Origin of the sequence: Litchfieldia alkalitelluris, from assembly GCF_002153425.1 — a bacterium.
Classification (GTDB): Bacteria; Bacillota; Bacilli; order Bacillales; family Salisediminibacteriaceae; genus Evansella; species Evansella alkalicola.
The window spans coordinates 2,542,145-2,557,456 of record NZ_KZ119600.1 but is presented as its reverse complement, the minus strand read 5'-3'; the positions used below and the strand labels follow the sequence as shown (position 1 = coordinate 2,557,456).

The window sequence follows — 15,312 nt, the reverse complement described above, 5'->3', positions numbered from 1 at the left end:
TCCTTGATGCGTTTATTGCTTGTTACAAGTACAAGCGAACCACCCCTCAAGGTTTATTACGTCGAAACCCTTTTCAAACTGTATCTTCTCATTTTGAAGAAAGAATCGATTGACTCCCTCTTCACTATATATGATGACCGAAATGCCTGGTATTATTTATGGAAAAATATAGATTTACGAACTGGAGCGATAAAGAATGTCAAACCCAATGCGGCAATTACCTGCAGTACATACAATTATGGAAGAGATGGACAAGTGTATAGAAGGCCAATATGAGGGGATCGGCGGCCAACACATTCCAAAGGACGTCATAAAGGAATGGGTGCAACAGCATTTAGAAGAGTTGCGTTCAGATATTCTGGACAAGCCATCTTCATTTGAAGGAGTGACCAAGGAAGAACTACAGCAAAACATTTTTCAAAAAATAATAAAGGATATGAAATCATACCGACCTTTCAAGCTACAACGCGTAATCAATGGTACGGGAACTGTACTCCATACGAATATTGGTAGGGCACGATTAAGTGAACTTGCAGTCGAACGTGTTGTAGAAACTGCCAAGCATTATAGCACATTGGAGTATAATATTGACGCAGGTGAGCGTGGCTCGAGGCATGATATTTTGCAGGATTTACTTCTGAAAGCAACAGGTGGCGAAGCGGCGATGGTTGTGAATAACAATGCGGCCGCTGTTTACCTTATTCTCCGTGGTCTTTGTCGTGGGAAGGAAGTAATTGTTTCAAGGGGGGAGTTGGTGGAAATTGGTGGTTCCTTTCGCGTTTCCACTATTATGGAAGAGAGTGACGCTACTTTGATTGAAGTTGGGACGACGAACAAGACACACGCTTATGATTATAAGGATGCCATTACGGAACAGACTGGTATGTTGATGAAAGTGCATACGAGTAATTTTAAGACAGTAGGCTTTACGAAAGAGGTATCTTCAGGTGAATTAAAGGAAATTGCCAATACCAACTCCAACGGGAATGGCGAAAACATCATAGTATATGAAGATTTAGGAAGCGGATCTTTATATCCTTTCCGCCATGATGGAATTGGCGAGGAGCCAGTGGTCAAAGAATCACTGCAATCAGGTGCAGATATCATTTCCTTTAGTGGAGATAAATTACTTGGAGGTCCACAAGCAGGTATTATTGTTGGTAAAAAAGCGTTGATTGACCGATTAAAAAAGCACCCGTTAGCAAGAGTGTTGCGTGTAGATAAAATGACCCTTGCAGCACTAGAAGCAACTTTACATACCTTTGTATACAGTAATGAGGTTGAAAAGGAAAATCCAACTGTCCGTGACATTCTCCAGACGGAAGAGGAAATTGAAAGGAAGGTGGACAATTTCTTAGGGGAATTGGAGAAGTTGTTTGGAGCTCTTGGGACCGAATCCATTACTGTTGGAAAAATAAAGGAAACCTCTTTGATCGGGGGAGGTACAATGCCAACTGTAGAAAGGCCAACAGTGGGGATTACTTTATCGAAGTTAGACTATAGCCCCAACGGTTTGGAGAAGTTGTTACGAACATTGAAAATCCCGGTCATTTGCCGTGTGAAAGGGGAGCACGTTTTTATTGATTTCCGAACAATTGCTGAAGACGAAATTTCATTGCTTGTAAAAAATATAATCGAAGTAGGGAAAGCTTAATTTTAGCACGTCAGATAAGTTTTTATGTTTGTGTACTAATTCATGAATCAAGTCAAATACAAAAATTACCGGACGAAGTTGTATCGTCCGGTAATTTACGATGCAATCCTGATTAACCTTCTGCATCCGTTTGAGGGACTTGATTACGTTTTTTCACTTTTTTCGAACCAGATAAAGGCTCAGGTTGGCCACTTCTTTGATTTTTTGGTGAGTTTCTTCGTTGATCCTTATGTGTGTTTTTTTCAGTCATTTTGTATTCCCCCTCGACTTTTATTTTTACCGCCTAATAGTAATTTCATTCGAGCAAAACATGGCATGCATAAACACCATCTAGTGATAAACAATATAATTGATTGTATTTAAGATAAGGGGGAGAACCATGCCATATCATAAGAATAAACGTCAAGGATTCGAAGCTGCACAGCAGGCGTACGTTCAGTTTCAGGAGGCATTTGAGAATTTACATCCAGAAGATTCAGACTATGGTCACCAGTTTAAGATTGCTGAACAAGAATTAGACGAAGCAATACAAGTCATTCAAAAAGCACATATGAATGCTTCAGAACATCAGCGAAAGCAGTTGGAAATGTACTCGAGGGAAATTGAAAGATATAAACAAGAATTAATGGAATAGATGAGTGAAGTGAAAGCCTTGATCAAATGGATCAAGGCTTCTTTCTGTCCAGTTTTTGTGGCCGACTACCAAGGCGCATGCGCTTTTCATTGTCTAGCTTCAGCGCCTATCGGCCCAAGAAACTTCCTTCACCTCGTCTACGATAAGTCAACATCAACTCACTCCGTTCGTTGTGTTTCCTTTATCTCACTCGGCTCAGTCCAGTTTTTGTGGCCGATGACCAAGGCGCCTGCGCTTTTCTTTGTCTAGCTTCAGCGCCTATCGGCCCAAGAAACTTCCTTCAACTCGTCTACGATAAGTCAACATCAACTCACTCCGTTCGTTGTGTTTCCTTTATCTCACGATAGCTTCTTCGAATTAGCTCCTCCAACGAGCGTTTACATCACGAATATGCTTCGAGTTGCCTCGACGGATACGCTACAGAGCTTTACTAGTAGAGGAAGAGGCAGTTTTTGTGGCCGATGACCAAGGCGCCTGCGCTTTTCTTACTACTGTCGCTTCTTTGTTTTTTTATTGAATTGACGTTCTTCGGCAGAAAGTGGCTCGTTGCCATTTCCTTCCTGATAACCAGCACCTTTTCCTTGCGCCTTTGCATCGTTCATGCCAGGTCGAATGTGGTTTGCTCTACTTTTTGTCATGATTGAACACCTCCAAATGTTAGTGTGTTCAATGCATAATAATTTATAAAAATACTTTTTTGTATTAAAATACAAAGTGCCGTCAAAATGGAGGACACTATCCTTGCGCATTGTCCTTTTTAAAGCGCTGTATTATATCACATTTAAAATTATGGTGCGAATATAAATTTTGACAAATTTCCGAATAAAGGTTTTAGACAATTTTGAATATGTGTTATATGATAGAGTTTGAAGGAGGGAATATTACATATGTCTAAAGAAAAACAACTTTACAATTCTAAACGGTCGTTTGAAGCAAATGGGAAAACGTATAGCTATTATGATCTGAAAGCCATTGACGAAGCAGGAGTTGCTAACGTAGCGAAACTACCATATTCCATCAAGGTATTATTGGAATCAGTATTGCGTCAATATGATGGCAAAGTAATTAAGGAAGAGCATGTTGAAAATCTAGCAAAATGGGGAACTGATGACGTAAAATCAATTGATGTACCATTTAAGCCATCCCGTGTCATTCTACAGGACTTCACAGGGGTGCCTGCTGTCGTTGATTTAGCTTCACTAAGGAAAGCTATGGCAGATTTCGGTGGCGATCCTAATGAGATTAATCCTGCGATTCCAGTGGATCTTGTAGTAGACCACTCTGTACAGGTTGATGAATTTGGGGCAGCAAACTCGCTCCTTCGCAATATGGAATTAGAGTTTAAGAGAAACGAAGAAAGATACAAGTTTTTAAGCTGGGCACAAAAGTCTTTTGATAACTACCGTGCTGTTCCACCTGCAACTGGTATCGTTCACCAAGTTAACTTAGAGTACTTGGCGAATGTTGTACAACATGAAGAAAAAGATGGTGAACTTATAGCATTTCCAGACTCCCTAGTTGGTACAGATTCCCATACTACTATGATTAATGGTCTTGGTGTATTAGGATGGGGTGTTGGTGGAATTGAGGCAGAAGCTGGAATGTTGAAGCAGCCATCTTACTTCCCAGTACCAGAGGTTATTGGTGTAAGACTCGTTGGAGCTATGCCTGAGGGCGCAACAGCTACAGACTTAGCATTAAAAGTAACTCAAGTTTTACGTGAGAAGAAGGTAGTAGGTAAGTTTGTGGAGTACTTCGGTCCAGGACTTGCTGAAATGACACTAGCTGACCGTGCGACGATTGCTAATATGGCACCTGAATACGGGGCTACTTGTGGATTCTTCCCAGTAGACGATGAAACATTAAATTACCTACGTTTTACAGGTCGAAGCGAAGAGCTTGTGACCCTAGTAGAGAAATACTGTAAAGCAAACGGAATGTTCTATACTCCAGGTGAAGATGAGCCGACATTTACTGATGTAGTTGAAGTGGATCTGTCAGCAATCGAACCAAACCTTTCTGGACCAAAACGTCCACAAGACTTAATTCCACTTTCTTCAATGAAAGATGAGTGGAGAAAAGCATTAACTGCACCTGTTGGTAACCAAGGCTTTGGATTATCTTCAGATGAGGTTAATAAAGAAGTTACAGTGAAGCACCCAAATGGTAAAGAGTCTAAGTTAAAAACAGGTGCTGTCACTATCGCGGCAATTACGAGTTGTACGAACACATCTAACCCTCATGTTATGGTTGGTGCTGGTCTCGTTGCGAAAAATGCTGTGGAAAAAGGACTCGAAGTTCCTGAGTATGTAAAAACAAGTTTAGCTCCAGGATCTAAAGTAGTTACAGGATACTTAGATGGTGCAGGCCTTACTACTTATCTTGATCAATTAGGTTTTAACCTTGTTGGTTATGGTTGTACGACTTGTATCGGTAACAGTGGTCCATTACCAGAGGAAATTGAAGCAGCGATTGCTGAAAATGATTTAACTGTTGCTTCTGTACTAAGTGGTAACCGTAACTTTGAAGGTCGTATTCACCCATTAGTGAAAGCAAACTACTTAGCTTCACCACCGCTAGTTGTTGCTTATGCATTAGCGGGTACAGTGGATATTGATGTATATAAAGACCCAATCGGTCAAGATAAAGACGGAAATGATGTCTTCTTTAAAGACATCTGGCCTAGCCATGCAGAAATTCAAGCAGCTATGGAAAAAGCTGTTACACCTGAGCTATTTAAGAAAGAATATGAGCGTGTATTTGACGACAATGAAGAGTGGAATAATCTAGAAACTACAGATGAGGATCTCTATTCTTGGGATTCAGATTCTACGTACATTCAGAACCCACCATTCTTTGAAGACCTTTCTCCAGAGCCAAAAGACGTGGAAGAACTTACTGGTCTGCGCGCTGTTGCAAAGCTTGGTGACTCTGTTACAACTGACCATATTTCACCAGCTGGTTCTATTGCGAAAGATAGCCCAGCAGGGAAGTATCTAATGGAAAAAGGCTTGAAACCAATCGAGTTTAACTCTTATGGTTCTCGCCGTGGTAACCATGAAGTAATGATGCGTGGTACTTTTGCAAACATCAGAATCAAAAACCAACTTGCTCCAGGTACAGAGGGTGGATACACTACTTACTGGCCAAATGGAGAAGTAATGGCTATTTATGATGCTTGTATGAAATATAAAGAACAAGGCACTGGTCTTGTTGTCCTTGCTGGTAACGACTACGGTATGGGAAGCTCCCGTGACTGGGCAGCAAAAGGTACGAACCTTCTAGGTATTAAAACAGTTATTGCAGCTAGCTTCGAAAGAATTCACCGAAGCAACCTTGTGTTAATGGGTGTTCTTCCACTACAATTTAAAGATGGAGAAAACGCTGATACACTAGGATTAACAGGTAAAGAAGAGTTTGATGTACAAATTACAAATGATATTAAGCCAAGAGAGCACGTTACTGTTGTTGCAACTGATCCTGAATCAGGTAAGAAAACAACTTTTGAAGTATTAGCTCGCTTTGATAGTGAAGTGGAGATTGACTACTATCGTCATGGCGGTATTTTACAAATGGTCCTTCGAAACGCATTAGCTGAAGCTAAAAATTAATGTGAAAATTGGTTTAATTAAATGAAAAGAAAGCCCACACTTTTTGTGGGCTTTTTTTGTTGTGAGCTTTTGGACGGGTTGCTTAAAAGAATTGACTTGGTGAATGCATTATAAAGTAGAGTTTATTTCACTTTGTAGAGGTTGCGTCGGTGCTACGGTCGTATAATTCGAGTTTAATATCCCTTTGGGAGGGAGTGTACGGTGATCTACGCGCCGATTTTGCAGTTTTACGCGCGGGTTTCGCTGTTCTACGCGCCAGAATCAAGGTTGTTCACGCCGATGTCACATTTTGAAACGGGAGCGGTGGTTCCACGCGCCGATTTTGCAGTTTTACGCGCGGGTTTCGCTGTTCTACGCGCCAGATTCAAGGTTGTTCACGCCGATGTCACATTTTGAAACGGGAGCGGTGGTTCCACGCGCGGGCTTCGCTGTTCTACAGGCCAGATTCACGGTTGTTCACGCCGATGTCACATTTTGACACGGGAGCGGTGGTTCCACGCGCGGGCTTCGCTGTTCTACAGGCCAGATTCACGGTTGTTCACGCCGATGTCACATTTTGACACGGGAGCGGTGGTTCCACGCGCGGGCTTCGCTGTTCTACAGGCCAGATTCACGGTTGTTCACGCCGATGTCACATTTTGACACGGGAGCGGTGGTTCCACGCGCGGGCTTCGCTGTTCTACAGGCCAGATTCACGGTTGTTCACGCCGATGTCACATTTTGACACGGGAGCGGTGGTTCCACGCGCGGGCTTCGCTGTTCTACAGGCCAGATTCACGGTTGTTCACGCCGATGTCACATTTTGAAGCGGGATCGGTGGATCTACGCGCCGATTTTGCGGTTTTACGCGCGGGTTTTGTGGTTCTACGCGCCGATTTTGCGGTTTTACGCGCGGGTTTCGCTCTTCTACGCGCCAGATTCAAGGTTGTTCACGCCGATGTCACATTTTGAAACGGGAGCGGTGGTTCCACGCGCGGGTTTCGCTGTTCTACAGGCCAGATTCAAGGTTGTTCACGCCGATTTCACATTTTGAAACGGGAGCAGTGGTTCCACGCGCCGATTTTGCAGTCCTACGCGCGGGTTTTGCTGTTCTACGCGCCGATTTTGCGGTTTTACGCGCGGGTTTCGCTGTTCTACGCGCCAGATTCAAGGTTGTTCACGCCGATGCCACATTTTGAAACGGGAGCAGCGGTTCTACGCGCGGGTTTTGCTGTTCTACAGGCCAGATTCGGGGTTCTACACGCGGATTTCACAGCATCGGTCAAATAAACCAAGTTTAATTACCCATAACGAGCTTTGCAACACGACAGTTTCGATCAATGAAACATCTTGTGTCAGATAAAACATCATCACGTGACCACCTTTTTTCCTTTTTTTCCAGCCTACATAGAAACGGGTTACCAACACATACTAATATTGGTTTAATAAAAAGCTCTGTTAGTTGAACAATCTAAATTAGTTCTAATATCACTACCATTCAGCGGACAAACCGTGACTAACAAAGCAATTAGCAACCTGCAAGTTCACGGATTTTGCCCGCTACTTCCAGTAGGGGTATACCACAAAATATAAGGACACCAATGGAAATGTCACCTAACAGAGATAATAACAGCTATTGAAAGGATGATGAACGTGGGTAGACAGAAGAAAGGAAATGCAAATGCACAAAGAAATGAAAACAAAAAGAAGCAAGGAAAAGAGAACCATGCTTCTGAATTAGAGACTTTTGCAGAATATGAAGCAAAGAAGATGCGAAATAAATAAGACAGAAAGTATCCCTTTGGCACAGAGGTTAGTAATCATTGATAATATCGGAGTTCTAGGTTAGCTCTAATACAAACCAAGTATCTGTGACTAACCTCTCAAATCCGAGTATGCTCAACATTTTGAGTAACGATAATACCGATTCATTCTGACCAAAGGGATTATCAGCAATAAGAATACTTAAAGTAGGTGGAGACATTGTTTGAATTTTGGACGGGTGCAGAGGAATTACCCATATATGGGTTTCTGATACGTGCGGTCATCGTTTATGTCTATGTCTTTTTACTGATCAAAATTCTTGGTCAAAGATCTATGATGGCAGTGAGCCCCATCGACTTCCTTTTCGGAGTAATCATAGGTGATGTAGTTGGGGAACCATTGGCAGATGGAAGCACAGAACTCGGAGGGCCATTAGCTGCAGCTTCATTAATAGGGGGACTTCACTTATTTTTATCCTATTACGCCCTTAAATTACCAAGGTTTCGTCGTGTTATTGAAGATGAACCTTTGATATTGGTAGAAAAGGGAAAAATACTGCATGAAGAAATGAGAAAAGCAAAAGTTACAGTTGAAGCATTATTAATGGATTTGCGTATACAGAGTGCAATTGATTTATCTGAAGTTGATTACGCCATCTTAGAATCTAACGGTCAAATCAGTGTAATTAAAAAGTCGAAGTTCGATGCTTTAACGCCTACAGATATGGGACAAAACCCTGATACGAAAGGTTACCCTAAGGTTGTCATACAGGACGGACGAATTATTCATGCTAATCTAAGAAAATTTGCTGATTTAACTTGGTTGAAAAATACATTGAGTAATTATGGGTATAATGATGCGAAGGAAGTATTCTTAATGACAGTCGATGATACGGAAAAAGTCTTTATCAGTCCAATGAAAACAAGACAATCTGTATAAAATTTGTATAAGTCATGTATAGATTGGTTCACCTTTGGTTCATACTGGAAAGTAAATAACAATGAGGTGAATGCTGATGAAGGCTAAGAAAAAAATGCGCTTTGAAGAATTAATTCAAGAAAATAAACAAGCTTTACTTCAAGATCCACAAGAGATGGAACGAATCGAAAAAAAGCTTGAGAAAAAGCATCAAAGCAGGTTGCCATCCTAAGTCTTTCCTAGAATAGTTACCTTCTCTCAGGAAATATTATAACTACAGAGGGAAGGGGGGAGAAGCATGGCTTCCGACTTTAAAGATTTTCAGCAGTTTCGTCCAAATAAACTTGGTACACAACCACGTAAGAGTGATTCAAACAAAGGTAAAAAGATGAACATGAAGGGGAATGAAAATCCAGATTACGTTCCCACAAAAGGTAAAAATCATTAATGATAAATGCGTTGGGAATGGGTGTCTCTATACGGACACCCATTTTATTTTTGCAATCATTAATTGTTAACTATAGCTTGTCAAATTCCATCATACGTACGATAATAAAACTATCTTATATTAAGGAGATTCGGGGTGTCAGAACGTTGGGGAATAAAGAGAAAAAAAGTAAAGAGAAGGTAAGGTATCCATTAGCGCCACTGCTTCTATTTATTTATCTGTCAATGGTTATTTATGTTACTTTCTTTGCCTGGAATTACGGTGCTTCACTAGGAGAAATGGGACCAGGTGGACGAAATTATAATTTAGATCCACTGCTCAGTATAAGGACAATTCACCAGTATGGAAGCCCGCAAATGATTTTTACAATCATCTACGGAAATATCATCATGTTTATTCCCTTTGGCATACTATTACCGCTTACCGTTGAATACTTTAAAAAATCCAACAAAGCGGTTAGAATTATGCCAGTAGTGTTTTTAGGAATGGTTTTTTCATTTATGATTGAAGTGAATCAATTTGTTTTCACTAATCGTGTTGCTAACATCGATGATATTATTTTGAACACAACTGGTGCACTATTAGGTGTTCTTTTCTACCGTTTCGTCCGTGCGGTAACAAAGTAAAGCTGGTTAAAAAGCAAGCGTCCAATCACACTTGTGATGGATGCTTTTCTTTGTTTATGACTGTTTTCGCTTCGATATTTTTCGTCCATAATCTGTAGCCTGTGTAAATGATGGCTAGAAAAATTCCGTAAATGACAATCATATAAACGATTTCTATTGGATTTGTCACGATCGTGTGTCCAACTAGTGCAAAGAGTGTCATAGCAGGTATTTTACCCAATCCAGACGCAACTGCGTAGGATAGAAATGAAACACGACTTAAGGCTGCGTAAGCATTTATTAAGATCGATGGAATGACTGGAATCATTCTTAAGATTGTAATGGATAAGAATGCATTACGTTCAAATAACAGTGTTACTTTTTTTGTCGCTGCATACTTTAATAAAATCTTTGAACCGAGTTTATGAAAACCTCCGTATCGTACCATGGAAAAGAAGATAATTGAAGCGAATGTGGACCCCATCCAGATAACGAATGCTCCTAGCACTGGTCCATATGCTGCACCAACCACTCCACCGACTAAAGGATATGGAATAACGGGAAATAATGACATTAGGGTAGCGATGATAGTTGTCAAAACGACATAATCGTTTTCTGTACTCTGAACCCACTGAAGAAGGGATTCATGGTAAAAAAATAAGAAAAGTACGATTCCAACTGCACCTAATAATACAAGCGTTTTACGAAGCATATTTAAAAAACTCCTTTAAAATAGTAACAATATTGATTATACAACAATATTGAGAAAGGTGTACATGCAATAGGTTTAAATCAATGTGGAAAAATTACCCCACTGTATTCACGGGACATTCCCCCAATGAGTAAGATACAACGATGAATCCGTATAAGGGGTGGAATTATGCAAATACATGTGGTTCAAGAAGGTCAGACAATATTTGGAATCGCACAAGCCTATTCGACAACTGCAGATGAGATTGTTCAGGCTAATGAATTGCCAGATGCCAGTCGTGTTTCTGTCGGACAGAGTTTGGTGATTCCAATCGTTGGCTCCTTTTATTGGGTAAGGGAAGGGGACAGCATATATAGTATTGGTCAACGGCTTGGTGTTCCCGCTCAAGAATTGGCACGCGTTAATCAAATTGCTTTGGAAGCACCTCTCCAGGTAGGGACTAGGCTCTACATTCCTCAGCGGCCAAAAACAACGTTAGAGTCTAACGCCTATGTCGAGCCCATTGGAGGAACAGTCTCAGAAGCGTTAGATGCTTCCGCACGTGCAAGGGCGCCATACTTAACATATCTCGCTCCTTTCAGTTATCAATTGAATCGAGATGGGACAATGTCCGCACCGCCATTGAACGCTTTTGCGGAAATTGCTGAAGCAAACAACGCAGGTTTGATGATGACAATTACAAATTTAGAAGAAGGTGCCTTTAGTGAAGAAGTAGGGGCTGCTGTTTTAAACAATGAGGCAGCTCAAGATACGTTGCTTAATGAAATCGTACGAATTACCAATGAGGTTGGTTACCGTGATGTACACTTTGACTTTGAATATTTAAGAGTAGAAGATAAAGAGCCGTATAATCAATTTTTGCGAAAAGCGGCAGACAGGTTAAAAGCAGAAGGATTGTTGATATCAACAGCCCTTGCACCGAAAACGAGTGCTGATCAGCCTGGTCAGTGGTATGAAGCTCATGATTATCGTGCACATGGAGAAATTGTTGATTTCGTTGTTTTAATGACATATGAGTGGGGATATAGTGGAGGGCCTCCGATGGCAGTTTCGCCGATAGGTCCAGTGAGGGAAGTCATTGAGTACGCCCTTACAGAAATGCCAGGGGAAAAAATTATGATGGGGCAAAATTTATATGGATATGACTGGACTCTTCCATTCGAACCTGGTGGGGACTATGCAAAAGCGTTGAGCCCTAATCGCGCAGTAGAGTTAGCGTTCCAACAAAATGTACCGATACAATACGATTCAGAGTCGCAGGCACCGTTCTTCGAGTATGTTGATGATGCAGGTGCAGAGCATGTCGTCTGGTTTGAAGATGCTAGAAGTATTCAGGCTAAATTTGATTTGATTAAAGAACTGGGTTTAAGGGGGATTAGCTACTGGAAACTAGGCTTACCATTTACTCAAAATTGGCTCTTATTAAACGACCAGTTTGATATCAGAAAGTTTTAATGAAAAAATGAACTAAATAGTTAGACAGGAATGGTACCATCAACAAGTATAACTTTTGATGGTACCCTTTTTGAGACTGAAACAAGTTTTCGCACTTATATGAGTCTTGTATTTCCTTAGAATTGAGACTGAACCAAGTACCGAGTGTAATGAGTCCTCCATTTCAATAAAAAATACTAGTAAATTCCGGCCTAATCGTGTATTATTTCGTATAACGAAACAATAAGAAACAAAATGCAAAGGTCGGTGGGACAAAATTGTCAAAGTATCCATGGCTCGTCTATGTTATGCTCGCCCTTGCAACAAGTAGCTGGGGAAGCGCTTTTATTGCAGGAAATTATGCAACACAAGATTTTTCACCTATTACGGTAGCATTCTTTCGATTTTTCTTCGCAGCGATCATTCTCCTACCTCTGATGTGGATAAGAGAGAAGGACCGCCCACGTCCTAGTGGAAAAGATTGGTTACGTTTTGCATTACTGGGACTCACGGGTATTGCACTGTACAATATCTGCTTCTTTATCGCAGCACGAGAAGCACCTATTGTAAAGAGTTCTTTATTTATTGCATCTAATCCGGTACTTATCATTGTAATGTCCGCCCTATTTTTAAAGGAAAAAATCACGAGAAGAAATATAATTGGTCTTGCATTAGCTTTAAGTGGAGCAGCAGTTATTATTACGGAAGGGAACTTCATGGGAGTCGTTCGAACTGGTTTTGAACCAATAGACTTCGTGTTATTTATTGCATTAATTTGTTGGGCATTATATAGCGTCATAGGCAAAGTTGTTCTACAAACCTTCAGTTCCTTAGTAAGCACAACTTATGCTGTTGTGTTTGGCACTCTAATGCTTATGCCCTTTGCTGTCATGGACCTAACATGGGAACAGGTGACGTCAGCAAGTGCATTAACATGGGGATCCATCTTACATATGAGCGTAATCGTTTCCGTGGTCAGCTTTATCATGTACTACCAAGGAATCAAAATGATCGGAGCAGGGAAAGCATCGATTTTTATTAACTTCATGCCATTATCTGCGGTCATCTTGGCTATCGTTTTATTAGGTGAACCACTGTTGCCGATCCATATCCTAGGAGCCATTCTTGTACTGACAGGTGTGACAGTTGGAACTCGAGCGAAGAAGGGACGTTTGGGAAAACTTAAGTCGGATAAATTGAACAGTGGAAATTCGTCAGTCAAGGAACAAACATCTTAACTGTTTTAGTCGCATAAATAAACTAGATTGAATGAAAAAAGGGACGAAGCTGTCGTCCCTTTAAAAGTGTGTATATAATGATTTAAGTAAAAGTCTTCGTTAGTTTAATATAGTCATTCTAATAAATGAGTAAGGGCGGAAGAGATGGTCACATTGCAGGCGCTCTCTTTTTTGTAAATAATATTGATTAATTCATTTTTTTATCAAACTTCCGCTTCGGCTTAAATCCTTCTTCAAGTAAATATTGCTTCGCTTCATTATACGATAGAAACGTTCCGTCTAGAAGTTCACCTGCATAGACGTTCCACATGTCATCTTCAATAATAATAGTAAGCTTATGTCCTTCTTTGTCCATCCATATTTCATCAATATCCTGACGAGTTTCCACTACTTCACTAACTTCGTTTGATTGTAGTGAGTTAATTGAACTTTCAATGATCGAACGTAATTCTTCTTCTGAAAAATCACGGATATTAACCATCCCTTTAGGATCTTTTTTAGGCACTTTAAGTTTTGCAGCATAAACAAACCCATTTCCGTTTGGATGCAAATGGTATACGACATTTTTTTTATCACTGTCGCCTCTCACATAATGAAAATTAACACGATTTAGCGATACATCGCGGCGTTCTAATTCTGGGAAAGACTCGATAATTGCAAGTTTTTGATCAAATGTAAGCATAGTTCCTCCAAATAATTCTAATTTAATAGTTCATTATATCATTAGTATATGTTAACAAAAAATACACTTACTTGAACACTAAACTAATTTTCAAAAGTGCCTAGTATTAAGCCGCACACAAAAGGAATGTCGGTATGAAATAATTACCTCTTTGGTGCAAAAAATTCAAGTTCCAGAAGCCATGATGATTCGCCCATATTTGAGACAATCTCACACCCTTTTTCTTCCAAATGGTTTTTAGCTATCAACTCATTTTCACTTAATATAGACTCGTCCATACTTTCACACCCTAAAAAAGAAGAATTACTAAAATTAAATTCCAAACATTTTTTACATCCTAATGTCAATCCTGTTATTTCTATTTTTCCTCATAATTTAAACTCTAACCATGTGGAAATAAGCGCCGTTGCTATTATAATTAAGATGATAGAATGTTCTAATGATGGAGGGGACGGCAATGTTATTCTCTTTAGAAGACTATTCCGTTACAGATGGAGAAGAAAAGGTAAAACTGCTTAGGAAGGAATACTTACTACTTTCCTATTTATATAAAAATAAAGGTCGAGTATTTTCTAGGGAGGAATTATTGAATGCTGTCTGGTCAATGGAAGAACCGACAGACAGGACAGTAGACGATCATGTCTATCGTTTACGAAAAAAACTTTCCCCTTTTACTCATACAATGACTATTAAAACAGTAAAAGGCTATGGTTATCTCCTTGAAGTACAAGAGGAGCCCCAAATAGAGGCAGCATTACCTATTCCTGAAGAATTATCAAATCAGGCAAATCAGCTATTTAATATGTATTACAAATATGGTCATGGGAAAGCACTAAAAGCATTATTAACAAATAAAGAACTTGGTTTTTCCCTTAAAGCTGATCATCAAGCTACCCTTCATTTGCTACAGAGTGAGTTTGAGCATTTATTAAATAGTATCAGTTCACATGATAACAAATTTATTCCACTTTACTTGTATGCTCAAGTTGAGCAGGACCCCAAAAAAGTTATTTCTACATATGAGAAAGTGGTCAAGAGCAAAGTTTTAGTGGAAAAAGAGGAAATGGATGTCCAGTACGGTGGTCTTCCTATGCTGTATTTGAAAATAGACAAGCCAGCCGAAGCGATGAAAATGGTTAAAAAAGGACTAGCGTATATTAGATCTGATGAAAAACATGGTTTTTATCCCTTGCTTAAAATAATGAAGAGTATCGTCCATTTTTATAATAATGAAATGGAGAAGGCGGAAGCAGAAATTGATATGCTTGAAATTCTTCTTAAAGACCTCCCGTACCAGCGAGAGTTAGGCGCCCTTCATGTGATCAAAGGGTTATTGATTATGGCCACTGGGGATACGGAGCAGGCGAAAGAGTGGATAGAAAACGGTAGATCAATCATCAATGATTCTGGTCATTCTTATTACTTTTTATTTATTTATAGCATTCTTGATACGTTATTGCCAAAAGCTAAAGCGGATAAAAATATCGCTGCTTTCTATGATAAAGAAAAAAAGTACTATTATAAACAAACGAATCTCCTTAAATTAAAAAGAAAGATTATGGAACATATTCAGAACTTCCTCTGATATTGCTCTGACATTCATCACCTATACTTTTATCAAAACAATAAGGTA

The 15,312-nt window shown here is 39.9% G+C and carries 17 protein-coding genes; 12 read left to right on the top strand and 5 right to left on the bottom strand.

Annotated elements, in window-relative coordinates; all coding sequences use genetic code 11:
• The first annotated feature begins 196 nt into the window (after window positions 1-196).
• The gene (gene selA, locus BW724_RS12200) at window positions 197-1,654 is read left to right on the top strand and encodes an L-seryl-tRNA(Sec) selenium transferase (RefSeq protein WP_088075480.1); all 1,458 of its coding nucleotides are present in this window, start codon (window positions 197-199) and stop codon (window positions 1,652-1,654) included.
• Between the two features lie 112 nt (window positions 1,655-1,766).
• Here selA and BW724_RS12195 read toward each other — a convergent pair whose 3' ends face one another.
• On the bottom strand, window positions 1,767-1,904 hold the full coding sequence (locus BW724_RS12195; RefSeq protein ID WP_088075479.1) for a small acid-soluble spore protein P: 138 nt from the start codon (window positions 1,902-1,904) through the stop codon (window positions 1,767-1,769).
• A gap of 129 nt (window positions 1,905-2,033) precedes the next feature.
• Here BW724_RS12195 and BW724_RS12190 point away from each other — a divergent pair, with 129 nt between their 5' ends.
• Window positions 2,034-2,288 (top strand): hypothetical protein, encoded by a 255-nt coding sequence (locus tag BW724_RS12190; protein WP_088075478.1) that lies wholly within the window; start codon window positions 2,034-2,036, stop codon window positions 2,286-2,288.
• Between the two features lie 488 nt (window positions 2,289-2,776).
• On the opposite strand, the gene sspO is transcribed toward BW724_RS12190, so the two are convergent.
• Window positions 2,777-2,926 carry a small acid-soluble spore protein O gene (gene sspO, locus BW724_RS12185; protein ID WP_088075477.1) on the bottom strand — a complete coding sequence of 50 codons (150 nt, stop codon included), beginning with the start codon at window positions 2,924-2,926 and terminating at the stop codon, window positions 2,777-2,779.
• A gap of 249 nt (window positions 2,927-3,175) precedes the next feature.
• On the opposite strand from sspO, the gene acnA reads away from it, so the two are divergent.
• From acnA to BW724_RS12155, 7 genes are all read left to right on the top strand, one after another.
• Window positions 3,176-5,899 carry an aconitate hydratase AcnA gene (gene acnA, locus BW724_RS12180; protein WP_088075476.1) on the top strand — a complete coding sequence of 908 codons (2,724 nt, stop codon included), beginning with the start codon at window positions 3,176-3,178 and terminating at the stop codon, window positions 5,897-5,899.
• A 201-nt stretch (window positions 5,900-6,100) separates the two neighbouring features.
• Entirely contained in the window at window positions 6,101-6,295 is a 195-nt protein-coding gene (locus BW724_RS12175; protein ID WP_088075475.1) for a hypothetical protein, read from the top strand.
• 1,236 nt (window positions 6,296-7,531) lie between these two features.
• Window positions 7,532-7,663 (top strand): hypothetical protein, encoded by a 132-nt coding sequence (locus BW724_RS24280; protein WP_268876150.1) that lies wholly within the window; start codon window positions 7,532-7,534, stop codon window positions 7,661-7,663.
• Between the two features lie 198 nt (window positions 7,664-7,861).
• Window positions 7,862-8,581, top strand: coding sequence for a DUF421 domain-containing protein (locus BW724_RS12170; RefSeq protein ID WP_088075474.1), 720 nt, complete (start codon window positions 7,862-7,864; stop codon window positions 8,579-8,581).
• Window positions 8,582-8,657: 76 nt separating this feature from the next.
• Window positions 8,658-8,792 carry an FbpB family small basic protein gene (locus tag BW724_RS12165; protein ID WP_088075473.1) on the top strand — a complete coding sequence of 45 codons (135 nt, stop codon included), beginning with the start codon at window positions 8,658-8,660 and terminating at the stop codon, window positions 8,790-8,792.
• 66 nt (window positions 8,793-8,858) lie between these two features.
• Entirely contained in the window at window positions 8,859-9,008 is a 150-nt protein-coding gene (locus BW724_RS12160; protein ID WP_088075472.1) for an acid-soluble spore protein N, read from the top strand.
• Window positions 9,009-9,154: 146 nt separating this feature from the next.
• Window positions 9,155-9,634 (top strand): VanZ family protein, encoded by a 480-nt coding sequence (locus BW724_RS12155; protein ID WP_235848959.1) that lies wholly within the window; start codon window positions 9,155-9,157, stop codon window positions 9,632-9,634.
• Between the two features lie 25 nt (window positions 9,635-9,659).
• Here BW724_RS12155 and BW724_RS12150 read toward each other — a convergent pair whose 3' ends face one another.
• A complete protein-coding gene (locus BW724_RS12150) occupies window positions 9,660-10,325 on the bottom strand; it encodes a TVP38/TMEM64 family protein (RefSeq protein ID WP_088075471.1) in 666 nt (221 codons plus the stop codon).
• 168 nt (window positions 10,326-10,493) lie between these two features.
• Between BW724_RS12150 and BW724_RS12145 the strand changes: the two genes are divergently transcribed.
• Together BW724_RS12145 and BW724_RS12140 are read left to right on the top strand one after the other, a co-directional pair.
• Window positions 10,494-11,780, top strand: a complete 1,287-nt coding sequence (locus tag BW724_RS12145; protein ID WP_088075470.1) for a glycosyl hydrolase family 18 protein — start codon at window positions 10,494-10,496, stop codon at window positions 11,778-11,780.
• 257 nt (window positions 11,781-12,037) lie between these two features.
• On the top strand, window positions 12,038-12,997 hold the full coding sequence (locus BW724_RS12140) for a DMT family transporter (RefSeq protein WP_235848958.1): 960 nt from the start codon (window positions 12,038-12,040) through the stop codon (window positions 12,995-12,997).
• A 187-nt stretch (window positions 12,998-13,184) separates the two neighbouring features.
• Here the strand turns inward: BW724_RS12140 and BW724_RS12135 are convergent, their stop codons facing one another.
• Window positions 13,185-13,679 carry a hypothetical protein gene (locus BW724_RS12135; RefSeq protein WP_088075469.1) on the bottom strand — a complete coding sequence of 165 codons (495 nt, stop codon included), beginning with the start codon at window positions 13,677-13,679 and terminating at the stop codon, window positions 13,185-13,187.
• A 143-nt stretch (window positions 13,680-13,822) separates the two neighbouring features.
• Window positions 13,823-13,957: a hypothetical protein gene (locus tag BW724_RS24275; RefSeq protein ID WP_268876149.1), complete on the bottom strand. Its 135-nt coding sequence runs from the start codon at window positions 13,955-13,957 to the stop codon at window positions 13,823-13,825.
• Between the two features lie 179 nt (window positions 13,958-14,136).
• On the opposite strand from BW724_RS24275, the gene BW724_RS12130 reads away from it, so the two are divergent.
• On the top strand, window positions 14,137-15,264 hold the full coding sequence (locus tag BW724_RS12130; RefSeq protein ID WP_176371395.1) for a winged helix-turn-helix domain-containing protein: 1,128 nt from the start codon (window positions 14,137-14,139) through the stop codon (window positions 15,262-15,264).
• The last annotated feature ends 48 nt before the right edge of the window (window positions 15,265-15,312 follow it).